The following is a 22,083-nucleotide window of genomic DNA, read 5'->3' as shown; positions in this document are numbered from 1 at the left end:
AGCGGATTCTGCAAAACAGAATTCCTTCCCAGGACCGCAAGGCGGTCCCATCCTGCGCTACACTGGAGCGGTAACGCTCGTCCTCATCAGGGTGTCTTCCCATGACAGAAAAACGGCAATTGCGGCTCGGCGCCTTCATGCGCCCCGTCAGCCTGCACACCGGCGCCTGGCGCTATCCCGGCGCCTATCCCGACGCCAATTTCAACTTCGCGCATCTGAAGCGCTTCGCGCAGACGCTGGAGGCGGCGAAGTTCGACGCTTTCTTCATGGCCGATCATCTGGCCGTGCTCAACATGCCGATCGAGGCGCTGCGGCGCAGCCACACGGTGACCTCGTTCGAGCCGTTCACGCTGCTGTCGGCGCTGGCCGCCGTTACCGATCATATCGGCTTGGTCGCCACCGCATCGACGACCTTCGACGCGCCCTATCACATCGCCCGCCGCTTCGCGTCGCTCGACCATATCAGCGGCGGCCGTGCCGGCTGGAACATCGTCACCACGTCCAATCCTGATGCGGCGCTCAATTTCGGGCTGGACGAGCATGTCGAGCATGACGAGCGCTACCACCGGGCGCGGGAATTCTACGATGTCGTGACCGGCCTGTGGGACAGTTTTGCCGACGATGCCATCATCCGCGACGCCGAAAGCGGGCTCTATTTCGATCCGGCCAAACTGCATGTGCTGGATCACAAGGGCGAGCACCTCTCCGTGCGCGGGCCGCTCAACATCGCGCGCCCCGTGCAGGGCTGGCCGGTTATCGTCCAGGCTGGTGCCTCGGAGGCGGGGCGGCAACTGGCCGCCGAGACGGCCGAGGTGATTTTCGCTGCCCATGGTGATCTTGCCGCCGGGCAGCGCTTCTTTGCCGACGTCAAAGGCCGGGCGCAAAAACTCGGCCGCTCGCGCGACGATATCAAGATCCTGCCTGGTGCCTTCGTCATCGTCGGCGACAGCGTCGAGGAAGCGCGGGCCAAGCGGGCGAAGCTCGACAGCCTGGTCTATTACGAGAGCGGTATTGCCTCGCTGTCGATCGCGCTTGGACATGACGCATCGGCCTTTGATCCCGATGCCGCCTTGCCTGAGATACCTGAGACCAATGCCTCGAAGAGCAGCCGCGAGCGCGTCATTGAATTGGCGCGGAACGAAAATCTGACGGTGCGCCAGCTTGCACAGAGGCTGGGCGGCTATTCCGGCCTCGCCTTCGTCGGCACGCCGCAAACCATTGCCGACGAGATGGAGGAATGGCTGGTCACTGAGGGATCCGACGGCTTCAACATCATGTTTCCCTATCTGCCCGCCGGGCTCGACGATTTCGTCGAGAAGGTGGTGCCCGAGCTGCAGCGGCGCGGCATCTTCAGGCGGCAGTATGAGGGATCGACGCTGCGCGAGAATCTCGGCCTGAAGCGGCCGGCCAACCGGTTCTTCGAAGACCCGAAAGTGGCGGTCCGCAAGGCTGGCTGAAGAAAAAGATCGGGCGCGCCGAGGCGCGCCCATTTCTTTTGCTCTTAGTCGTCAGATGACGAAGAACCAGTTGGCGAGCAGCATCACGGCAACGCCGGCGATCAGCGTCAAATAGGGCAGCATTCCCGCTTTCTTGACCGCGAGGTCGGCTCCCGTCATGCCGAGATCGGCCAGCATGTGGTCGGGGAACTTGCCCTTGTCCTGGATGTAGTGGCGGAAGCAGAACACCGGGATGATCAGCGCCGCGGTGATCAGTCCGGCCCACAGCGCCATCGGGTTCCACACCTTGGCGCCGGCGCCCATGAAGATCGCATTGACATAGGCGAAGATCGCCCCGATGCCCAAGAGCCAACTCGGCGCCTTCCATGGCCGCGCGATATGGCCGTTGTCGATGCGGTGGATCCAGCCGGCATTGAGGTTGAGGAAGTTGAAGATGATGTAGCCGCAGTTCGACACGGCGAGGATGAAGAAGAAGCTCGTCGCGTCGGCCGAGGCGATCGCCAGCACGATCAGGTTGAAGACGAGATCGGTCCACATCGCCCGCGTCGGAGCGCCATGCTCGTTGACGTGGCTGAGATAGCGCGGCAGCCAGCCATCCACGGAACCCTGATAGAGCGTGCGTGAGGAACCGGCCATGGCGGTCATGATGCACAGCACCAGCGCCAGGATCATCAGCATCACCAGAAGGCTGTGGATCAGCGCGCCCCCACCGACCATGCCGGCCAGAGCGTCTGCAACGCCGGAGCCGTCGACGATCGGTGTCGCCAGCATGCCGTTCAGGCCGAGCACGCCCTGGAAGGTGAAGGGCACCAGGATGAACAAGAGCATGCAGAGCAGGCCGGAATAGAAAATGGCCTTGAAGGTGTCGGTGCCCGGGTTCTTGAACTCGGATGTGTAGCAGACGGCGGTTTCAAAGCCGTAGGTCGACCAGGCGGCGATGAACATGCCGCCAAGCACCAGCGTCCAGCCGGCGATGTTCCAGGCGCCCGGCTCGGGCGCGTAGGCGGTGGCCAGCGGCACCAGCGGCGAGAAATTGGCCCAGTTGATCTGCCCGGTGACGATCGGCACGACGCCGACGATCAGCATCGGGATGATGACCAGCAGGCCGATGTACTTCTGCACGTTGGCGGTGCCGAGGATGCCGCGATGCTGGATCGAGAAGATGATCAGCATCAGCACCGCGCCGATGAAGAATGTCGCATTGAAGGTGAAGGAGACCGGACCCAGCGTGTGGCTGTACAGCGTCCAGTTACGGATGGCTGGCGTTGCGGCCGCGGTCACCGCGGTGATGGCGTCGGCGGGCGCCGTTCCGGCATGCGCCGCGATATAGGCGACGACATCGGCCGAGGTCTCGGTGAACAGCGGCACCGGCGCCAGCGCGTTGAGGATATAGGCGGCGGCGATCGAACAGCCGAGCGACAGCACAGGCGACCAGGCGAACCAGTTGCACCACACCGACAGCGGCGCGATGAACTTGGAGTAGCGCAGCCAGGCCGTGGCGCCGTAGATCGAGGCGCCGCCGGATTTGTTCGGGAACAGGCCGGCGATCTCGGCATAAGTGAAGGATTGCAGGAAGCCCATGATCATGGACACCGTCCAGATCAGGAAGGCCAGCGTTCCCGTCGTGCCGGCGATGCCGCCGATCGAAAACAGAACCAGCGCCGGAACGCCGCTCGCCACCCAGAAGGCGCCGCGCCAGTCGATATGCCTGAGCAGCTTGCTTTCGGCAGGCTGCTCGAGGGCCGTGCTTATGGTGCTCATGTCAGTGACTTCCCCTTTTCCAGTGTTCCCCGCCGGCGATGCCTCGGCTTTGCGAAGCTTGCTCCCCGGCACTATCACCTCACGACTCCGGTGTTTCCACTCAGTCGTATTTTTTTCTTAAGAGTGAAGATTGATCCGGCGCGCTTTCACGTCAAGCGTTTTGTGAGACCGTGCACATCACGCTTGCGCGCGCACGCAAGAATACGCCTCGCGGCGCTGCTGGCGCGCGGTCTTGCCTGTCTGGAAGGCAGCAGTCAGGAGCGCGGTCTGATCTTCTGCGGATCGTAATGGGCGAAGGCGACGACTCGCGCCGGCAGCCGTTTGGCATGGCCGTCGAGCTTGCCGATCTCGACCTCGGTGCCGATGGCCGCATGGGTGACGTCGAGCCGTGCCAGCGCGATGTTCTTGTTCAGCACCGGCGAACGCATGCCTGATGTAACGACGCCGATCTGGGCGCGGCCGACATGGACGCAGTCGCCATGGCCGACCGCGACATTGCTGTCGATGTCGAGCCCGACCAGCTTGTTCTGCGGGCTCTCCTTGCGCCGGATCAGCGCCTCGCGGCCGATGAAATCGTCGGTCTTGGTCTTCAAGGGCACGGTGAAGCCAATGCCCGCCTCGAACGGGTCGGTCTGGTCGGAAAATTCGTAACCGGCGAAGATCAGTCCGGCCTCGATGCGCACCATGTCGAGCGCCTGCAGCCCCATCGGCTTCAGCCCATGCGGCTGCCCGGCCTCCCAGATGGCGTCGAACACTTTCTCGGCGTCGCGCGGATGACACCAGATCTCGTAGCCGAGCTCGCCGGTGTAGCCGGTGCGCGAGACGACGACCGGAATGCCATTGCCGCCACCGATCCGGGCAACGGCGAAGCGGAACCATTCGAGCTCGTCGATCGACGGCTGCAATGGCGAAGTCCAGATCACTTCTCGCAGGATGTCGCGGCTCTTCGGCCCCTGCACGGCGACATTGTGCATCTGGTCGGTCGATGAGCGCACCAGCACATTGAGACCGAGTTTCTTCGCCGTTTCGCGCAGCCATTCGCCGGACAGATCATCGCCGCCGACCCAGCGGAAATTATCCTTGCCGAGCCGCAGCAGCGTGCCATCGTCGATCATGCCGCCATGCTCGTAGCACATGGCGGAGTAGACGACCTGGCCGACGCCGAGTTTCTTCACGTCGCGGGTCAGCGTGTATTGCAGCAGCGCTTCGGAATCCCGGGCCGGTGACCTCGAACTTGCGCAGCGGCGACAGGTCCATGATCACGGCGTCCTGCCGGCAGGCCCAGTATTCGTCGATGGGTCCTTGCTTGGCGAAGGAATTGGCCAGCCAGTAGCCCCTGTACTCCGAGAAGTTGCGGGTGTGCTTGGCAAAGCTCGAATGAAAGGCGGTCTCGCGGGTCATTTTCGGTTCCGAATCGGGCGTCATGCGTCTGGCGATCGCTCGCGAGAATTTGTGCTGGCCGGAATAGGTCCGCACATGGATGTCGGTCAGGTCCCAGCCATTGGCCGGTGTCGTGTCGTCGGGGCAGGCGGAGGAGACGCAGACGATGTCGGTCAGCGCCCTGAGCAGCACATAGTCGCCGGCGCGTGACCACGGCTCGTCGGAGACCATCACGCCATGCGCGTCGATCGCCGTGTTGAAGAAGAAATTGATCGCCATCCAGCCGGCGCGGGGATTGACGCCCTTGCCGGCCAGTGCGCCGTTGAAATTCTCCGAGCAGTTGGTGTGGCCGGGATAGCCGATGTCGTCGTAATATTTGGCGGCACAGGCGAGCGCGAAGGCGTCGTGCCGGCCGCATGTGTCCTGCACCACCTCGACCAGCGGCTCCATGTCCTGGTCGTAATATTTCGAATGCAGGCCGGGCATCGGATAGCTGGCGCCCATCAGCGTGCGCGTCGTGGTCACGTCGAGCGGATGGTCGAGGCCCTTGTCCAGCTTGCGCGCCGAAAAGCATTGGAAGTCGGTGCACTGGCGCCCATCGACGTCGATGATCTGCAGATAGTCGCCGGCCTTGACGAAATAGGATTCGGCCGTCGCCGAGTGGACGCGCAGGTCGAGCACAGGATCGGCGAGCGGATCGGCAAGCTGCGATTTTGTTTTCAGGCGGATCATGGCGCGGCGCACGATGGCGGTGAGCGGCGTTGCTGTGTCGTGGCCATCGACCAGCATCGGCCCGCCGGGCGCGGCGATGACCATTGAGCCGTCACGCGTGACCGTGAATGCTTGTTCCGTACCGGCAGGCGTGGTGGCGCCGAACACGCGCACAGCCTTGGCCTGATCGAGCTGCACCTGACGGCGTGCGATGCCGCGCCGCAACGCGCCGATACTGTCGTCGCCCTCGGCGAGCAGCGCCTTGATGCCGGCGGCATTGCTGTTGGGCTTTTCGCCGAAGATGCCGGGGTCGGTGGCGCCGTTGCTGTCCCAGGCCAGCAACTCGCAAGCCTGGCCGCCCTCGACATTGCGCACGGTGAGTGTGTCGCCGGCCTCGACTTCGATCAGCACCGCACCATTGCCCTGGATCGTATACCGCTCCATGCCCGGCGGCAGCGCGATCTGGCCGGGCCTCAGGATGAGGCTCGGGCGCGGCGGTCCGGCTGCGACTGTGGGGTAGGGCGACTGGCTCATCTCAGCCTTGCGGTTCGAGAAACAAGTTTGCCTGTGTGTGAAATTATTTTAGCAGCAAGAATAGCAGGGGGATCGCGTTTGGCAAGGCGGGCTGCCCTTTCTTCCTTCTCCCCTTGTGGGAGAAGGTGGATCGGCGCGCAGCGCCGAGACGGATGAGGGGTGCGTGCCGGATCGCCGTCTTTGCCAAGCTGGAGCACCCCTCATCCGACCTCGCTTCGCGAGGCCACCTTCTCCCACAAGGGGAGAAGGAAGGGCGCACAAGCGCTACGCCAGTTCCTCCGAATGCGCGATCGCCACGCCATACTCCGCAGCCGAGTCCAGCATCATGTGCCACAGGCTCTCGGCAAAAGTCGCGAAGACCAGAACGTTGAACACGGCCAATCCATCTCGATCATTGCCCCGCCAGAGCGTGACGCTGGTGTGATCCATCGAGGTCGCGGCAGCCGCGCCAATCGCGAATACATCGGCGTGCAGATCGATCGACGACAGCTTGGCCAGTATCGTCCGCGCCTTGGCGCCGGAGATGCTGATCAGCACTCGCGCATGCGATTGGTCGGACAGCGACGCCGATTGCGCGAACGTTTGGCCGAGCGCGCCAATTCCGTGCTTGCCGCCCTTCGACAGCACGAAAAACTGATCCGGTCCCGACCAGATCAGCGTGGCATCCGCGGTCTTCACCGCCTTCGGTGCTTCCGGAGCCGCAGCACCGAAGCGTGCCTTCGCGGTCTCGGCCATGTCAGCCGCCTTGCCGCGCCTCGCCATCACCTGGATGAGGTCGAAATTGCGGATCTCGGTCAATGTAACGCCGGCGTCGCCACGCGCGCCGTGCGGTCCGGCAACGAGTGCGCGATCGAGCGGGCTGCGGACATTCCAGGAAAACTCAGCCACGCTGGCGCCCTCCATCCGGATCGTAGAAGACGGGATTGCAGAGTTCGACGTCATAGTCTTCGGCGCGTATCGGATCATGTGCATGGACGATCTCGCCGATGCGTTCGCGGCCGCGCTCGACGAGCGCCAGCCCGATCCACTGGTCTGATGTCGGCGAGAAGCAGACAGAGGTGACATAGCCCTGGTCGTTGTCCGGTCCGGGTGTCTGCCCTTTCGGAATGATGTGCGCCCCGGAGCGCAGGCGGCGCGCCTTATCGACCGGTTTGATCCCGACCACGACCTGCCGGTCAGGCGCCACCAGCGCCTCGCGCCCGGCCATGACGCGGCCGATATAGTCTTTCTTGGTCGACATCATCTTGCCAAGGCCAAGATCGGCGGCCGTCGTCGTGCCGCTCAGTTCCGGTCCGGCGATGTGACCCTTCTCGATGCGCATGACGCCAAGCGCCTCGGTGCCGTAAGGCGTGACGCCGAATTGTTTGCCGGCCAGCATCAGGTTGCGCGCCATCGCCTCGCCGTAGCGCGCCGACACCGAAATCTCGAACGCCATTTCGCCGGAGAAGGAGATGCGGAACAGCCGCGCCTTGATGCCGCCGCGCAAAGCGACTTCCCGGGCGCCCATGAACGGAAAACCCTCATTGGAAAGGTCTTCGGCAGGGTCAACAATTTCCCGAAGCAGATCACGTGTCTTCGGGCCTGCGATGGAAAACTGCGCCCATTGGTCGGAGACTGAGGTCAGTTGCACGTCGAATTCGCTGAACAGCACCTGCCGGCAGAATTCGAGATGCTGCATCACCAGCCCGGCCTTGGCGGTGGTGGTGGTGAGGAAATAGTGGTCCTCGGCCAGCCGTGACGTCGTGCCGTCGTCATAGACGATGCCGTCCTCGCGCAGCATCAGCCCGTAACGGGCTTTTCCCACGGCGAGATTGGAGAAGGTGTTGATGTAGACGCGGTCGAGGAAGGCGCCGGCATCCGGGCCATGCACGTCGATCTTGCCAAGCGTCGAGACATCGCAGAAGCCGACGCCTGAGCGCACCGCCTTGACCTCGCGCGTCACCGATTCCAGCCAGTCCTTCTCTCCGGCGCGCGGATACCACTGCGCGCGCTTCCAAAGCCCGGTGTCGACGAAGATGGCGCCTGTTCGGCGGCCCAGTGATGCGGCGGCGTCAGCCTGGTCGCATGGAAAGTCTCGTCGCGGTGATGGCCGGCGAAGGCGCCGATGGCGACGGGCACATAAGGCGGCCGGTAGATCGTCGTGCCGGTCTCGGGAATGGAGCGGCCGCTAACCGCCGCCATGATGGCGAGGCCGGCGACATTGGATGTCTTGCCCTGGTCGGTCGCCATGCCGAGCGTCGTGTAGCGCTTCAGATGCTCGACCGATTCAAAACCTTCGCGCTGCGCAAGTTCGATGTCGGAGGCAGTGACATCGTGCTGGTAGTCGACAAAGGCCTTGCCCTTGCCGGCGACGTGCCAGAGCGGCGTCAACGAAAAGGCTTCGTCGTCGGCGATTGGTGCTGAGCCGGTCTTGCCGGCACGCCCGGCATCATGCGCCGCTGCTGCACCTGCGGCGAACCCTTCAGCCAGGCAGGCGCCAAGGCCGAAGGCACCGTTGGCGGCACCGGCGGCGACCATGCCGGGAGGCGCGCCGTCGGGCACGAAAGCCGAAATGTCGTCGCGCCATTTCGGCCGGCCGCGATGGTAGGAGGTCAGCCCGACCGTCGGGTTCCAGCCACCGGAGACGGCGATGCCATCAGCCTCGACCTCTGCGCGGGCGCCGCCGGTGAGCGACACCGAAATCTTGCGCACGCCGTCCTTGCCGCCGTCGACACCGCTGACCGCGCCATGCAGCACGGTGAAGCCGTTCTTGGAGGCCAGCGAACGATGGGCCGGCGATACATCGGGCCGCGCGTCGATCACCGCAGCGATCTGCAGCCCGGCGCCGAGTGCGGTCTCGACCGTGCGCCAGCCATCCTCATTGTTGGTGAACAGCGCGACGCGTTTTGCAGGCGTGGCGGCGTAGCGCCTGACATAGGTCCGCATCGCGGATGCCATCATCACGCCGGGCGTGTCGTTGCCGGCAAAAACGATCGGCCGTTCGATGGCGCCGGCAGCGACTATGCTGCGCTTCGCCACGATCCGCCACAGCCGCTGGCGCACCTGGTGCTCGGGCGGCGAGGGCAGGTGGTCGCTGACCCGCTCCAGCGCGCCATAGGTGCCACCGTCATAGACGCCGAACAGCGTCGTGCGGGTCATGATGCGGACATCGGGCATTGCCGCCACCTCGGTCAGTGTCCGCGACAGCCATTCGGCCGCGGGCAGGCCATCGATCATGCCGCCATCCGACAGCAGGCGGCCGCCAAGCGTGAAATCTTCCTCGCACAATATGACGCGAGCGCCGCTGCGGCCGGCAGCGAGTGCCGCTGCCAGACCGGCCGGACCGGAGCCGGCGATCAGCACATCGCAATGCGCCCAGGCCTTGTCGTAGTGGTCGGGATCGGCAACACCCGCGGCGCGGCCAAGGCCAGCGGCGCGGCGGATCGCCGGCTCGTAGATCGCTTCCCAGAATTTCGCCGGCCACATGAAGGTCTTGTAGTAGAAGCCGGCGACGAAGATCGGCGCGAACAGCTGGTTGACCGACATCACATCGTGGCGCAGCGACGGCCAACGGTTCTGGCTGGCGGCCTCGAGGCCTTCATAAAGCTCTGCCGTCGTCGCCTTGGTGTTCGGCTCGCGCCGGGCGCCGGTGCGCAGTTCGACCAGCGCGTTGGGTTCTTCCGAGCCTGCTGTCAGGATGCCGCGCGGGCGGTGGTATTTGAACGAGCGGCCGACCAGCTTGACGCCATTAGCAACGAGCGCGGACGCCAGCGTGTCGCCCTGGAAACCGGAAAAGTTCTTGCCGTCGAAACGGAAATTCAGCGACGCCGAGCGGTCGATGAGGCCGCCGCTGTCCAGCCGGTTTGTCTGTGCGCCGGCCATCACGCGCCAACCTTCGCGGCACCGGCGCCCGCTGCCGGTTCGACAGCGGAAATCTCATGTGTCAGCGTGTTGCGGGTGACCGTCAACCAGGCCCGGCAACCGCCGCCATGGTACCAGTTCTCGCTCATCACGCCGGCGATATTGTCGCGCAGATAGACGTAGTCGAAGACCTCATCTTCCGAAGCGCCAGCCGTCGGTCGCACCGGCTTGGCGTCGCCGAGATAGGTGAACTCGCCGAGTTCGCGTTCGCCGCAGAAGGGACAGACAATACGCATGTGACCGTCCTCAGTGCAGGTTCGGTTGGGCGCCCTGGCCCTTTTCGTCGATCATGGCACCAGTCGGGAAGCGGTCGAGGCGGAACCTTGCAGCTTCTTGATGGGATTCATCGCGGGCTAAGAGATGCGCAAAGACAAAGCCCGATCCCGGAGTCGCCTTGAAGCCGCCATAGCACCAGCCGGCGTTGAGATAGAGCCCGTCGACCGGGCTCTTGTCGATGATCGGCGAACCGTCCATCGACATGTCCATGATGCCGCCCCACTGACGCAAAAGCCGCACGCGGCCGATCATCGGCATCAGCGCCATGCCGCCCTCGCAGACATCCTCCATCACAGGCATGTTGCCGCGCTGGGCGTAGGAATTGTAGCCGTCAATGTCGCCGCCGAAGACCAGTCCGCCCTTGTCGGACTGGCTGACGTAGAAATGGCCGGCGCCAAAGGTCATGACTCCGGGGATCAGCGGCTTGATCGCTTCCGACACAAAGGCCTGCAAAACATGGCTTTCGATCGGCAGGCGCAAGCCCGCCATTGCCGCGACGCGCGAGGAAGAACCGGCCACCGCCATGCCGACTTTGCCGGCGCCGATCTTGCCACGCGACGTCTCGACACCGGTCACCTTGCCATTGGCATCCCTGACGAAGCCGGTCACTTCGCAATTCTGGATGATGTCGACGCCGAGCCCGCTCGCCGCATGCGCATAGCCCCAGACCACGGCATCGTGCCGTGCGGTGCCGCCGCGCCGTTGCAGCAATCCGCCTTGCACCGGAAAGCGCGCATTGTCGTAGTTCAGGAACGGGATCATCTTCTTGACCGCGGCGAGGTCCAACAATTCGGCGTCGATGCCGTTGATGCGCATCGTGTTGCCGCGCCGCGCATAGGCGTCGCGCTGTGCATCGGAATGATAGAGGTTGATGACGCCGCGCTGGCTGACCATCGAATTGTAGTTGAGGTCCTGCTCCATCCGCTCCCACAGCTTCATCGACAATTCGTAGAAGCCGGTATTGCCGGGCAGGCCGTAATTGGAGCGGATGATGGTGGTGTTGCGGCCGGCATTGCCGGAGCCGATCCAGCCTTTTTCCAGCACGGCGACATTCCTGATGCCGTATTCGCTGGCGAGGAACCAGGCGGTGGCCAGGCCATGGCCGCCACCGCCGATGATCACCACGTCGTAGCGATCCTTCGGCGTGGCGTCGCGCCAGGTGCGCTGCCAGTTCTTGTGGCCGGACAAGGCGGCACGGGCGAGCGAGAAGATCGAGTATTTCATCAGTTCATTCCGAGGTCGCTCGCCCCAAACCGGACATCAGATATCCAGCGTGTGGTCGCGCTCCCATTGCGTGAAGTGCGAAGCATAGGAATTCCATTCCTGGTGCTTCAGCTTTAGATAAGCCGACGAGAATTCCTCACCCAGCGCCGCCTTGAGCGATTTGTCCTTGTCGAACTCGCGCAGCGCGTCGAGCAGGTTGAGCGGCAGTTTTGGCGCGCCCTTCACCGTGTGCCCGTGCTGGTACATGTCGATGTCGTAGCGCTTGCCGGGATCGGCCTTGGAGCGGATGCCGTCCAGACCAGCGGCAATGATCACCGCCTGCAGCAGATAGGGGTTGGCGGCACCATCGGGCAGCCGCAGCTCGAAGCGGCCGGGTCCGGGCACGCGCACCATGTGGGTGCGGTTGTTGCCGGTCCAGGTCACCGTGTTCGGCGCCCAGGTCGCGCCCGAGATCGTGCGCGGTGCGTTGATGCGCTTGTAGGAATTGACCGTCGGGTTGGTGATGGCGGCCAGGGCTGAGGCGTGCTTCATGATGCCGCCGAGGAAATTCTTGCCCTTGGCCGACAGGCCGAGTTCCATCGAATTGTCGGCAAAGACGTTGGTCTTGCCAGCCTTGTCCCACACCGAGATATGGGCATGGCAGCCATTGCCGGTCAGGCCCTGGAAGGGCTTTGGCATGAAGGTGGCACGCAGGCCGTGCTTTTCGGCGACCGACCTGACCATGAACTTGAAGAAGGAGTGCTTGTCGGCGGTCGCCAGCGCGTCGTCGAAGGCCCAGTTCATCTCGAACTGGCCGTTGGCGTCCTCGTGGTCGTTCTGGTAGGGGCTCCATCCCAGCGCCAGCATGTGGTCGCAGATCTCGGCGATGACGTCATAGCGGCGCATCACCGCCTGCTGGTCATAGCAGGGCTTTGATGCCGTGTCGTACTGGTCTGAGATGACGCTGCCGTCCGGTGAGATCAGGAAGAACTCGGCCTCGACGCCGGTCTTGACATGCATGCCGTCGCCGGCGGCCTCCGCGATCAGCCGCCTCAGCGTGTTGCGCGGCGTCTGGTCGACCTCTTTGTCGTCCATGATGCAGTTGGCGGCGACCCAGGCTACCTCTTTCTTCCATGGCAGCTGGATGACCGAGTCCGGATCCGGCACCGCCAGCATGTCGGGATGCGCCGGCGTCAGGTCGAGCCAGGTGGCGAAACCGGCAAAGCCGGCGCCGTCCTTCTGCATGTCTGATATCGCCTGTGCCGGCACCAGCTTGGCACGCTGGCCACCGAACAGGTCGGTGTAGGAAATCATGAAATATTTGACGCCGTTCTCTTTGGCGAATGCGGCGAGATCGTTCCCCATTATAATTCCTCGCTTATGGTATTTTGGATGCTGTTTCTTCGCTTGAGCATGACCTTTTCCGAAAACCGGATTCCACTTTCGGGATGATGCTCTAGAAGCCGTTTTTCCCCGGTATCCAGTTGGTGCCGGCCAGCGGCACGCCGGCCATGGCGGCGGCTTCGATGGTGAGCGCGACGAGATCTTCGGGCTCGAGATTGTGCAAGCTGTTCTTGCCGCAGGCGCGGGCAATCGTCTGCGCCTCCAGCGTCATCACCTTGAGGTAGTTGGCAAGCCGGCGCCCGGCCGCCACCGGGTCGACCCGCTTCATAAGCTCGGGGTCCTGCGTGGTGATGCCGGCGGGGTCGCGGCCCTCATGCCAGTCGTCATAGGCGCCGGCCGTGGTGCCGAGCTCGTTGTACTCCGCCTCCCAGCGGGGATCGTTATCGCCAAGCGCGACCAGCGCCGCCGTGCCGATGGAGACCGCATCGACGCCGAGCGCCAGCGCCTTGGCGACGTCAGCGCCATTGCGGATGCCGCCCGAGATGATCAGCTGTACCTTGCGGTGCATGCCGAGATCCTGCAGCGCCTGCACCGCTGGCCTAATGCAGGCAAGCGTCGGCTGGCCGACATTCTCGATGAACACCTCCTGTGTCGCCGCCGTGCCGCCCTGCATGCCGTCGACGACGACGACATCGGCGCCGGCCTTCACCGCAAGCGCGGTGTCATAGTAGGGGCGGGCGCCGCCGACCTTGACGTAGATCGGCTTTTCCCAGTCGGTGATTTCGCGCAATTCGAGGATCTTGATCTCGAGATCGTCCGGGCCGGTCCAGTCGGGGTGACGCGAGGCCGAGCGCTGGTCGATGCCCTTCGGCAGCGTGCGCATCTCGGCGACACGGTCGGAGATCTTCTGGCCAAGCAGCATGCCGCCGCCGCCGGGCTTGGCGCCTTGGCCCACGACCACCTCGATCGCATCGGCGCGGCGCAGGTCGCGCAAATTCATGCCATAGCGCGAGGGCAAATATTGATAGACCAGTTGCTTGGAATGGCCGCGCTCTTCCTCGGTCATGCCGCCATCGCCCGTCGTGGTCGAGGTGCCCGACAGCGTCGCGCCGCGGCCGAGCGCTTCCTTGGCGGGACCGGACAGCGAGCCGAAGCTCATGCCGGCGATGGTGATCGGGATCTTCAGCTCGATCGGCTTCTTGGCATGGCGGGAGCCCAGCACCACACTGGTGTCGCAGCGCTCGCGATAGCCTTCGAGCGGATAGCGCGAGATCGAGGCGCCGAGGAACAGCAGGTCGTCGAAATGCGGCAGCTTGCGCTTGGCCCCGGCGCCCCGGATATCATAGATGCCGGTCGCCGCGGCGCGGCGGATTTCGGAAAGCGTGTAATCGTCGAAGGTCGCGGATTTGCGCGGCGTCGTCGGCGGGTTGCGATAGGTCATGCTGCCTCAATACGCGTCGGCGTTGTCGATATTGAAATTGTAGAGCGTGCGCGCCGAGCCGTAGCGCTTGAACTCCGACGGCTTGACGCCGGTAACGCCGGCACGGTCGAGCAGGCCCTGCAGCAACTCCAGATGCTCGGGCCGCATCTCCTTGGCGATGCAGTCGGCGCCCAGGCTGTCGACCTTGCCGCGCACGAACAGCCGCGCCTCGTAGATGGAATCGCCCAGCGCATCGCCGGCATCGCCCAGCACCACCAGATTGCCGGACTGCGCCATGAAGGCGGACATGTGGCCGATATTGCCGTGCACGACGATGTCGATGCCCTTCATCGAAATGCCGCAGCGCGACGAGGCATTGCCTTCGATGACCAGCAGGCCGCCCTTGCCGGTGGCGCCAGCATACTGGCTGGCATCGCCTTTGATCGTGATCGAGCCCGACATCATGTTTTCGCCGACGCCGGGGCCTGCCGACCCGTGCACGGTGATGATGCTGCCGGAATTCATGCCGCCGCAGTAGTAGCCGACGCTGCCGCGCACATCGATGCTGACCGGCTGGTCGACGCCGACGGCGACCGAATGGCTGCCCTTCGGGTGCAGCACTTCCCATGCCGTTTCATTCGAGCCGGGCGTGAGATTGTGCAGCGCCTGGTTGAGCTCGCGCAGCGACGACACATCGAGATCGAAGACCCGGGAGGCGTGGTCCTGCGCCGCCTTTGAAAGTTTGGTTGCCGGCATGAACTCAATGCTCCCAGAAATAGACGGTTGCGGGTTCCGGTTCCCAGACCCTCGCATTGTCTATGCCGGGCAGTTTGGTCAGCGCGCGATATTCCGAGCCGAAGGCGACATACTGGTCGGTCTCCGCCATGACGGCGGGCTTGCAGGCGATCGGATCGCGCACGACGCCAAAACCGTTCTTGGTGCCGACGACGAAGGTGAAGAAGCCGTCGAGGTCGGAGAGCGTACCTTCCAGCGCCTCGCCGAGGTTCTTGCCATGCGCCATCTGCGAGGAGAGATAGGCGGCCGCCACCTCGGTGTCGTTCTCGGTCTCGAATTTCATGCCTTCACGGATCAGCTCGCGGCGGACATTGTTGTGGTTCGACAGCGAGCCATTGTGCACCAGGCACTGGTCGGCCCCGGTGGAGAAGGGATGCGCGCCCATCGTCGTCACAGCCGATTCCGTCGCCATACGGGTATGGCCAATGCCATGCGTGCCGGTCATCTTGCGAACGTCAAAGCGATCGACGACCGCTTCGGGCAGGCCGACTTCCTTGTAGATCTCGACGACATCGCCGGCGCCCATGATACGGATGTCGGGGCGCAGTGCCTGGATCGCCTCGCGCGCTTCGTCGATCTTGTCGGGATGGGCTCTGACGACGGCATGGGTTGATTTCACCGCGATGCTCACCGGCACACCGATGGCCTTGGCGAGCTCGGTATCGAGGCCGCGAAAATCGCGCGCGGGCTTGGCCGACTGAATGGTGATCTTGGCCTCATTCTTGGAGGGGGCGCCATAGATGGCGATGCCTGCGCTGTCCGGGCCGCGATCGCTGAGCGAGACCAGCATCTCCGACAGCATCGCGCCGAGCTTCGGCTCCAGCGACTTGTCCTTCAAAAACAGTCCGACAATTCCACACATGTCAGCCTCCCGGCGTTTGTAGCTAAGAGATGATGTACCGAATGCGTTGCACGAATTCAATCACATGAAAAAAATTTTCCTCTAGTTACGTATGCGGCGCAATGCCACCATGCGAATTATCGCTGCCCTGCGCGGCATTGTGAACCCACAGGGCGTGGCGGATGCGGGCGAGCTTGTAGGCGTCGAGGACCGACAGTGCATAGATCAGGAAACCGCCGGCATGACGGCCGATGAAGCTGGCGTCGGGCGGCGCGATCTTGGCGGTGACCCAGGACAGGATCACCATGAAGAAAAGAAACTGCAACCCGCGCACCGGCACGCCCAAAATGACATGGCCGCTTGCCGGCAGCACAATTGCGGCGCCGAGGACGAGATAAGGGTTTGTCGGCGCCGGCGAGGTGTCTGAACTTGTCATGCGGCTTGCCGTTCGCTTTTGTTGATGGCGTCGCGCAGCGCCGACAGGGATATGAGCAACCGTTGGATCAGCGCCGGATCGATCTGAGCGTCACCGAACGCGGCCTGCCGGAAAACGCCGTAACGTGCCCGCTCGGCCTCCGCCAGCAGCCAGACGATGCGCACCCCGTTTGGCGTGATCAGCAGTTCCTTGGCGCGTCCCTCTGAAAAGAGTTCCAGGTGATCAGCGATGATGCCTTGCGGAAAACGCGTGCCCCGGTGGTCGGTCCGAAGCACCGCCTCGGCTGGAAATCCCGGAGCCTTGGACAGAGTATGCTGAAGATGATCGAAATTGGAGAAGGTCGTCGGCGAACCCGGCCGCATCATCATGTCGAACGTGGCGGGCACGGCCACCTTTTCGGTGATCGAAATGCTGAGCCAGCGTGCCGGCAGTTTTCGCGTCGCCAACGTATCGGCGATGGTGCGCAGTTGAACGCGTTGGCCGTTCCAAGAGCCTTCCCAGGTGACGACACCGGCGGTGCCGTCCGAAACATTGGCGACGTCGGCGATGACGGTGCGGATGCTGGCCTCGTCGGCGGCGAGCGCCGCCAATGCCCTGTTGCGGCTGCGGCGCGCCAGCCACGCAAGATGGAGGACGAGAGCCAGGACAATGGCCCCGGCAAGCAGTGCTGATGTCACTTCGGACATTTTATCATGCCTGGCCCATCCGGCATCCGGACGGGCCGTCTCCCATCAATAGCCCTGCGGTTTCGGCCACGGCATGGTGAACTGGTCGCCGCGCCGCACGAATTTGTAGCGGTAGAAATGGAACCACAGCGAGATCAGGAAATAGAAGGCGACCATGGCGCTCAGCTGTGAACCGAAGCCGAGGAAGATGGCGAAGAAGGTGACCACGCACAGGCAGAACAGCACGATCGCCGGCAGCGGGTGGAACGGATGGGTGTAGCCGCGACGGATCGTGCCGAGCGGCCACTTCTTGCGGAACATCATGATGTTGATGCTCATGAACGTATATTGCAGCACGCCCGATAGGATCGAGAAGGTGATCGCCTGGTTGAGGTCGGCGATGAAGGCGAAGGCAAGCGCGATCGGCAGCAGGAACAGGATCGAGCGATAGGGCGTACGGTATTTCGGATGCACCGCCGAGAACCAGGTTGGCAGATAACGGTCGCGGCCGAGTGAGAACCAGGCTCGCGCGGCATCGTTGATACAGCCATTGGCGGAGGCGATTGCGGCAAGCAGCGTAGCGATGAACAACAGATTTTCGAGCAGCGGGCTGCCGGTCAGCTTGCCAGCGTCCCACAGCGGATAGGGGGTGATGCCGAGATATTCCCACGGCATCAGCGAGGCGCAGACGTACCAGGTCATGGCGGCGGCGATCAGAAGCGTGATCATGCCGGCCATGGTGCCATAGGGCAGCGAGCGCGCTGGCGAGCGCACTTCCTCGGCCGCCTGCGTGGTGCCCTCGATGCCGAGATAATACCAGATGCCGAACTGGAAGGCAGCGATGACGCCGATCCAGCCATAGGGGAGCGCATTGCCGGGAGTAACCAGTTCATTGAGCTTCAGCACCGCGCCTTGCGTCCACGGGCTGACCGAGAAGAACAGGATGACGATCGAGACATAGGCGATCGCGGTGATGACGAAGTTGACGTTGAGCGTCATCAGCACGCCGCGATAGTTCAGCCACGCCAGCACGACGATGGTGGCGGCGATGAAGGAGTTGTAGCTCATATCTGGGATGCCGGCCTTGGCGACGATTGTTTGGCCGAGCAGGATGGCATCCGAGACCTCAAGCATGGTGTAGGCAAAGACCAGGAACAGCGCCACGTTGAACGCCATCAGCGGCCCGACAATGTGCTTGGCCTGGGCGTATTGACCGCCCGCGGCGGCAACGGTCGACGTGACCTCGGAATCGATCATGGCGACGGATGTGTAGAGCAGGCCCACGACCCAGCACACGATTAGGGCTGCCAGTGTGCCACCTTTGTCCGCCGAAAAATTCCAGCCGGTGAATTCGCCGACCAGAACGATGCCGACGCCGAGCGCCCAGACATGGGCCGGGCCTAGCACCCTGAGCAGCGAAACCCTGTCGCCGTGTACTGCCGGTTCAAGCGCGATCGTCATTGTTCAATCCCCACTCAGATCCGGTGTTCTTCGGAAGCGGCTTCAAGCTCACCTTCGCGCGACGAGGTCAGGACCTCCTCGGAATAGGTCGTATCGACCTTGAACCAGTCGTAAAGCATCCACAGCGCGAGCACGACCGAGATGCCCCAGCATGCGTAAGAGAGTGCCACCCACATGATCTTGTCCCCGAATTACTTGTCGTCGAACTTTTCGTTGATGACGTCGCGATATTCGCGGTCAGATGCACGGAACAGGAACACGAAATAACCGATCAGCACCGCCGCCATGATGATCAGCGTCGGCCAGTCGATGACATAGTGGAATCGGTTCTGGATAACGTCGTGCGCGGTCTCGGGCGTGTAGCCGAGCTTCTCCCAGATCGCTGCCATGGTCGGGTTCTGACCAAGCGCTTCCCAGGTCTTGGCGTCGAGCGCGTCAATGGACTTTGCCGCTCCGGCCAGGCCCAGTTTCAGCGGCAGCCACAGTGCCACGAATATGGCGACCACGACGACGACGATGTCGAAAACCTGCCCGGCCTTGCTCTGCTCCGGCGGAATGTAACGGGACATGTGGTGTACCCCTCAGGACTTGCGGTTGCTGAACGCGTCGGCGTTCTTGATATCGAGCCCGTAGATGAAGTCCTTGTCTTCCTTGTAGTGCTTGACCATCGCCAGGATGGCGGCCGTGTTGAAGATCAGCACGGCGGCGGCGGCAATCGCGACGACGGCCTTGATGCCGCTGTCCGGGATATACGGCCATGTCATGAAGAGGACGAAGAGGATCGTCGCCCATAGGCAGATGATCAGCAGCGCGGATCCACGCAAATCGGAGCGATACAGCGCCTCGATGCGCTGTTGCAGGTCTGACATCGGTTGTTCCCCTTTTTGCCGACGTCCGGTTCCGAATTGACCGTGCGCCGCTCTCTTTCAAGAGAGTGAAATTTTTTTCATAAATTCAGGCCGATCTTCGCAATTGTCAAGGCGAATTTACGCTGAGTTAACCGTTTGCTCGGGGCGGTCAATTTTGCCTGACAATGAAATTATTTGCTTTCAGGGGATTGCAGCTCTCCCGCGTTTGCGATCAATATTCAACCCAAAGCTCCGGCCACCGCGCCAAGGAGCAGGGAACAATGGATTTTTGAACGGAGGACGATCGGATGACGGCATCCTGGAGATTTTCGACCCTGGCGGATCGCCATCGCGCGCTGGGTTCGAAGCTCGAAGACTGGAGCGGTATGGGGACCGCCTGGACCTACGACAAGGACGCCGACGAAGAATACACCGCCATCCGCACCAAGGCCGGGCTGATGGATGTGTCGGGCCTGAAGAAGGTCCACATCACAGGCCCGCACGCTTCGCATCTCATCGACCTCGCCACCACCCGCGACGTCGAAAAGATCTACCCCGGCAAGTCGGCCTATGCCTGCATGCTGAACGAGGCGGGAAAATTTACCGACGACTGCATTCTCTACCGCACTGGGCCGAACGCCTGGATGGTGGTGCACGGTTCGGGCACCGGCCATGAGGAGTTGCAGCGCGCTTCCGTCGGCCGCGATGTGTCGCTGCGCTTCGACGACAATCTGCACGATCTGTCGCTGCAAGGGCCGACCGCGGTCGACTATCTCGCCAAACATGTGCCTGGGATCCGCGACCTCAACTATTTCCATCACATGCAGACGCAGCTGTTCGGTTTCCCGGTGATGATCTCGCGCACCGGCTACACCGGCGAGCGCGGCTACGAGATCTTCTGCCGCGGCCAGGACGCCGGCACGATCTGGGACAGGATTCTCGACGAGGGCAAGAGCGCCGGCATCATCCCGTGCCGCTTCACCACGCTCGACATGCTGCGGGTCGAAAGCTACCTCTTGTTCTACCCCTACGATAATTCGCAAAAATACCCGTTCGAGAATGAAGGCCCCGGCGACACGCTGTGGGAACTCGGCCTCGACTTCACCGTCAGCCCCGGCAAGACCGGATTCCGCGGGGCCGAGGAGCACTACCGCCTCAAGGGCAAGGAGCGCTTCAAGATCTATGGCGTGCTGCTCGACGGCAAGGAACCGGCCGACGAAGGCGCGCCGGTCTATCGCGACGGCAAAAAGGTCGGCGTTGTGACCTGCGCCATGTATTCGCCGCTGGTCAAGAAATCGATGGGCATTGCCCGCCTCGATGTCGACTGCGCGGTCAAGGACACCAAGCTCGAAATCCGCAACAAGAGCGGATCGATCAAGGCGACGGCACAGCCATTGCCTTTCGACGATCCCAAAAAGACCAAGCGCACCGCCAAGGGTTGAGGCATCATCAGCAGCGAGGGATTTTAAGGCACAAAGAGAGAATGGCAGCCAAGACCATCATCAGCCGGCCCATTTATGGAACCCTGTCTTCGCAGCCCGGCAAGCATCATCTTTTCGTGGCGGATGCGGAAGGCGCGCTGGCCATCCTTGACATGGCCGGGGCGGCTCCGCCCGGTTTCTTCGACGGGGCCGAGATTGTCTTCATCCCAGGTCCCGACGGCAAGCATGTCGCCGCTCTCGAAGCGCTGAAGCCGGGGCAGTTTCATCAGGCGCCGTCCTTCGCCAGCCTGCTGCCGCGACTGAAGCAGACGCTGAGCAACGCCCATATGGGCCTACGCCTTTACCTCGCCGGCACCGAAGGCCTGATCGGCCAGACCATGCAGGTGGCGCTCGAAGCCGGTATCGACCACACCTCCATGCAGACGGAGCATCGAGGCTCGCTGGCGCGGCGCATGCAGTGCGTGCACTGCAAGGGCATCACCGAAAACGTCACGACACAGCCGGCTACCTGTGCGCATTGCGGCCTGCTGCTTCTGGTGCGCGATCACTATTCCCGGCGCCTCGCCGCCTTCCAGGGCGTCTGCATCAATGCCGAGGATCGCTCGGAGATTCCTCCAATGGAGGAGGCCTTCCCATGAGCACCGGCACCACCAAACTCGATGTCGTGGTCAGCGATGTCGTCCCGGTCAACGATCTGGTCACCCGCTTCCATTTCCGCCGGCGCGACGGCGATCTCTTGCCGACCTTTTCCGGCGGCGCCCATGTCGTGGTCGAGATGCGTGACGGCGACCGCACCAGGCTCAATCCCTATTCGCTGATGGGCTCGCCGCTCGACACGCGCGAATACACGATCTCGGTGCGTCGCGACGATATCGGCCGCGGCGGCTCGTTGTTCATGCACCGGTCCGTCAAGCCGGGGCTGGAGATGGTGATCAGCTATCCGGTCAACCTGTTCTCGCTCGACCTGCGCGCCAGGAAACATCTGATGCTGGCTGGCGGCATCGGCATCACGCCGTTCATGGCGCAGACCGCGCAGCTGGCGGGGGAGGGCGGCAATTTCGAACTGCACTACACCTGCCGCACCGCCTCGCTCGGCACTTATGCCGACGTGCTGCGCGAGCGCTATGACCGCCGCATCAGGCTCTACCATGACGACCGCGACGAGCGCATCGATCTCGACCGCTTGCTGTCGACACAGCCGCTCGGCACGCATCTCTACGTCTGTGGTCCGGCTGGCATGATCAACTGGGTCCGCGACCGCGCAGCCGCCCTGGGCTGGCCGGCGGAGGCCGTGCATTTCGAGCATTTCGCCGCACCCCAGCCCGGCCTGCCTTTCGACGTAACGCTTGCCGTCACCGGCAAGACGATCCGCGTCGACGAGCAGCAGAGTCTGCTCGAGGCGATCGAGGCGGCTGGTGTCGATCCGCCCTATCTCTGCCGCGGCGGCGTCTGCGGTCAGTGCGAGACCAACGTCATTTCTTATGATGGCAAGTTCATTCACAACGACCATTGGCTGAGCGAGGAAGACCATCGCTCCGGATGCAAGATCATGCCGTGCGTGTCGCGCTTCGAAGGCCGGTCGCTGGTGCTGGAGCGGTAGGAGGAAATC

At 63.2% G+C, this 22,083-nt stretch carries 18 protein-coding genes and 2 pseudogenes; 4 read left to right on the top strand and 16 right to left on the bottom strand.

From position 1 onward, the window contains the following. The first annotated feature begins 101 nt into the window (after positions 1–101). Positions 102–1,457: an NtaA/DmoA family FMN-dependent monooxygenase gene (locus AC0V7N_RS31000; RefSeq protein WP_496627483.1), complete on the top strand. Its 1,356-nt coding sequence runs from the start codon at positions 102–104 to the stop codon at positions 1,455–1,457. Between the two features lie 51 nt (positions 1,458–1,508). Here AC0V7N_RS31000 and AC0V7N_RS30995 read toward each other — a convergent pair whose 3' ends face one another. From AC0V7N_RS30995 to AC0V7N_RS30920, 16 genes and pseudogenes are all read right to left on the bottom strand, one after another. Beyond that, positions 1,509–3,218: a trimethylamine N-oxide permease gene (locus tag AC0V7N_RS30995; RefSeq protein WP_475451990.1), complete on the bottom strand. Its 1,710-nt coding sequence runs from the start codon at positions 3,216–3,218 to the stop codon at positions 1,509–1,511. Between the two features lie 254 nt (positions 3,219–3,472). Beyond that, positions 3,473–5,843, bottom strand: a pseudogene (locus AC0V7N_RS30990) (trimethylamine N-oxide demethylase). A gap of 264 nt (positions 5,844–6,107) precedes the next feature. Continuing rightward, on the bottom strand, positions 6,108–6,731 hold the full coding sequence (locus tag AC0V7N_RS30985; RefSeq protein ID WP_475451987.1) for a sarcosine oxidase subunit gamma: 624 nt from the start codon (positions 6,729–6,731) through the stop codon (positions 6,108–6,110). After that, positions 6,724–9,704: pseudogene (locus AC0V7N_RS30980) on the bottom strand (sarcosine oxidase subunit alpha). Before AC0V7N_RS30980 ends, AC0V7N_RS30985 begins: the two are co-directional and overlap by 8 nt. Then, positions 9,704–9,979, bottom strand: coding sequence for a sarcosine oxidase subunit delta (locus AC0V7N_RS30975; protein WP_475451985.1), 276 nt, complete (start codon positions 9,977–9,979; stop codon positions 9,704–9,706). Before AC0V7N_RS30975 ends, AC0V7N_RS30980 begins: the two are co-directional and overlap by 1 nt. 10 nt (positions 9,980–9,989) lie before the next feature. After that, positions 9,990–11,243, bottom strand: a complete 1,254-nt coding sequence (locus AC0V7N_RS30970; protein WP_475451984.1) for a sarcosine oxidase subunit beta family protein — start codon at positions 11,241–11,243, stop codon at positions 9,990–9,992. A 36-nt stretch (positions 11,244–11,279) separates the two neighbouring features. Further along, positions 11,280–12,587, bottom strand: coding sequence for a type III glutamate--ammonia ligase (gene glnT, locus AC0V7N_RS30965; protein ID WP_258585068.1), 1,308 nt, complete (start codon positions 12,585–12,587; stop codon positions 11,280–11,282). A gap of 91 nt (positions 12,588–12,678) precedes the next feature. Next, positions 12,679–14,007, bottom strand: coding sequence for an FMN-binding glutamate synthase family protein (locus tag AC0V7N_RS30960; RefSeq protein WP_027034102.1), 1,329 nt, complete (start codon positions 14,005–14,007; stop codon positions 12,679–12,681). A 6-nt stretch (positions 14,008–14,013) separates the two neighbouring features. Then, on the bottom strand, positions 14,014–14,742 hold the full coding sequence (locus AC0V7N_RS30955; protein ID WP_475451981.1) for a GltB/FmdC/FwdC-like GXGXG domain-containing protein: 729 nt from the start codon (positions 14,740–14,742) through the stop codon (positions 14,014–14,016). A gap of 4 nt (positions 14,743–14,746) precedes the next feature. Then, positions 14,747–15,643 (bottom strand): class II glutamine amidotransferase, encoded by an 897-nt coding sequence (locus AC0V7N_RS30950; protein ID WP_475451980.1) that lies wholly within the window; start codon positions 15,641–15,643, stop codon positions 14,747–14,749. A gap of 85 nt (positions 15,644–15,728) precedes the next feature. Continuing rightward, on the bottom strand, positions 15,729–16,058 hold the full coding sequence (locus AC0V7N_RS30945) for a hypothetical protein (RefSeq protein WP_475451978.1): 330 nt from the start codon (positions 16,056–16,058) through the stop codon (positions 15,729–15,731). Further along, a complete protein-coding gene (locus AC0V7N_RS30940; RefSeq protein WP_475451976.1) occupies positions 16,055–16,744 on the bottom strand; it encodes a hypothetical protein in 690 nt (229 codons plus the stop codon). The genes AC0V7N_RS30945 and AC0V7N_RS30940 overlap by 4 nt, the downstream gene beginning before the upstream one ends. Before the next feature lie 45 nt (positions 16,745–16,789). After that, positions 16,790–18,184 (bottom strand): APC family permease, encoded by a 1,395-nt coding sequence (locus AC0V7N_RS30935; protein ID WP_475451975.1) that lies wholly within the window; start codon positions 18,182–18,184, stop codon positions 16,790–16,792. 14 nt (positions 18,185–18,198) lie between these two features. After that, positions 18,199–18,360, bottom strand: a complete 162-nt coding sequence (locus tag AC0V7N_RS30930) for a hypothetical protein (protein ID WP_475451973.1) — start codon at positions 18,358–18,360, stop codon at positions 18,199–18,201. Positions 18,361–18,375: 15 nt separating this feature from the next. Beyond that, positions 18,376–18,753, bottom strand: a complete 378-nt coding sequence (locus AC0V7N_RS30925) for a hypothetical protein (RefSeq protein ID WP_475451972.1) — start codon at positions 18,751–18,753, stop codon at positions 18,376–18,378. Between the two features lie 12 nt (positions 18,754–18,765). After that, positions 18,766–19,053, bottom strand: coding sequence for a hypothetical protein (locus AC0V7N_RS30920; RefSeq protein WP_475451971.1), 288 nt, complete (start codon positions 19,051–19,053; stop codon positions 18,766–18,768). A gap of 287 nt (positions 19,054–19,340) precedes the next feature. Here AC0V7N_RS30920 and AC0V7N_RS30915 point away from each other — a divergent pair, with 287 nt between their 5' ends. Genes AC0V7N_RS30915 through AC0V7N_RS30905 form a run of 3 tightly spaced genes read left to right on the top strand, consistent with a single transcriptional unit; the run spans position 19,341 to position 22,074 of the window. Next, entirely contained in the window at positions 19,341–20,474 is a 1,134-nt protein-coding gene (locus tag AC0V7N_RS30915; protein WP_027041338.1) for an aminomethyl transferase family protein, read from the top strand. Positions 20,475–20,515: 41 nt separating this feature from the next. Then, complete coding sequence (locus tag AC0V7N_RS30910; RefSeq protein WP_475451970.1) at positions 20,516–21,112, top strand: dimethylamine monooxygenase subunit DmmA family protein; 597 nt, start codon at positions 20,516–20,518, stop codon at positions 21,110–21,112. Continuing rightward, positions 21,109–22,074, top strand: coding sequence for a PDR/VanB family oxidoreductase (locus AC0V7N_RS30905; protein WP_475451969.1), 966 nt, complete (start codon positions 21,109–21,111; stop codon positions 22,072–22,074). Before AC0V7N_RS30910 ends, AC0V7N_RS30905 begins: the two co-directional genes overlap by 4 nt. Positions 22,075–22,083 lie beyond the last annotated feature (9 nt).

Source organism: Mesorhizobium kamtschaticum (genome assembly GCF_056174585.1).
Note: the sequence above shows the minus strand (reverse complement) of the source record. Positions and strands in the feature narration are given on the sequence as shown.

Bases quoted from the DNA above. Each gene is read 5' to 3' on its own strand.
- AC0V7N_RS31000 (WP_496627483.1), top strand. From the start codon at position 102: ATGACAGAAAAACGGCAATTGCGGCTCGGCGCCTTCATGCGCCCCGTC.
- AC0V7N_RS30995 (WP_475451990.1), bottom strand. From the start codon at position 3,218: ATGAGCACCATAAGCACGGCCCTCGAGCAGCCTGCCGAAAGCAAGCTG.
- AC0V7N_RS30975 (WP_475451985.1), bottom strand. From the start codon at position 9,979: ATGCGTATTGTCTGTCCCTTCTGCGGCGAACGCGAACTCGGCGAGTTC.
- AC0V7N_RS30970 (WP_475451984.1), bottom strand. From the start codon at position 11,243: ATGAAATACTCGATCTTCTCGCTCGCCCGTGCCGCCTTGTCCGGCCAC.
- glnT (WP_258585068.1), bottom strand. From the start codon at position 12,587: ATGGGGAACGATCTCGCCGCATTCGCCAAAGAGAACGGCGTCAAATAT.
- AC0V7N_RS30960 (WP_027034102.1), bottom strand. From the start codon at position 14,007: ATGACCTATCGCAACCCGCCGACGACGCCGCGCAAATCCGCGACCTTC.
- AC0V7N_RS30955 (WP_475451981.1), bottom strand. From the start codon at position 14,742: ATGCCGGCAACCAAACTTTCAAAGGCGGCGCAGGACCACGCCTCCCGG.
- AC0V7N_RS30950 (WP_475451980.1), bottom strand. From the start codon at position 15,643: ATGTGTGGAATTGTCGGACTGTTTTTGAAGGACAAGTCGCTGGAGCCG.
- AC0V7N_RS30945 (WP_475451978.1), bottom strand. From the start codon at position 16,058: ATGACAAGTTCAGACACCTCGCCGGCGCCGACAAACCCTTATCTCGTC.
- AC0V7N_RS30940 (WP_475451976.1), bottom strand. From the start codon at position 16,744: ATGTCCGAAGTGACATCAGCACTGCTTGCCGGGGCCATTGTCCTGGCT.
- AC0V7N_RS30935 (WP_475451975.1), bottom strand. From the start codon at position 18,184: ATGACGATCGCGCTTGAACCGGCAGTACACGGCGACAGGGTTTCGCTG.
- AC0V7N_RS30930 (WP_475451973.1), bottom strand. From the start codon at position 18,360: ATGTGGGTGGCACTCTCTTACGCATGCTGGGGCATCTCGGTCGTGCTC.
- AC0V7N_RS30925 (WP_475451972.1), bottom strand. From the start codon at position 18,753: ATGTCCCGTTACATTCCGCCGGAGCAGAGCAAGGCCGGGCAGGTTTTC.
- AC0V7N_RS30920 (WP_475451971.1), bottom strand. From the start codon at position 19,053: ATGTCAGACCTGCAACAGCGCATCGAGGCGCTGTATCGCTCCGATTTG.
- AC0V7N_RS30915 (WP_027041338.1), top strand. From the start codon at position 19,341: ATGACGGCATCCTGGAGATTTTCGACCCTGGCGGATCGCCATCGCGCG.
- AC0V7N_RS30910 (WP_475451970.1), top strand. From the start codon at position 20,516: ATGGCAGCCAAGACCATCATCAGCCGGCCCATTTATGGAACCCTGTCT.
- AC0V7N_RS30905 (WP_475451969.1), top strand. From the start codon at position 21,109: ATGAGCACCGGCACCACCAAACTCGATGTCGTGGTCAGCGATGTCGTC.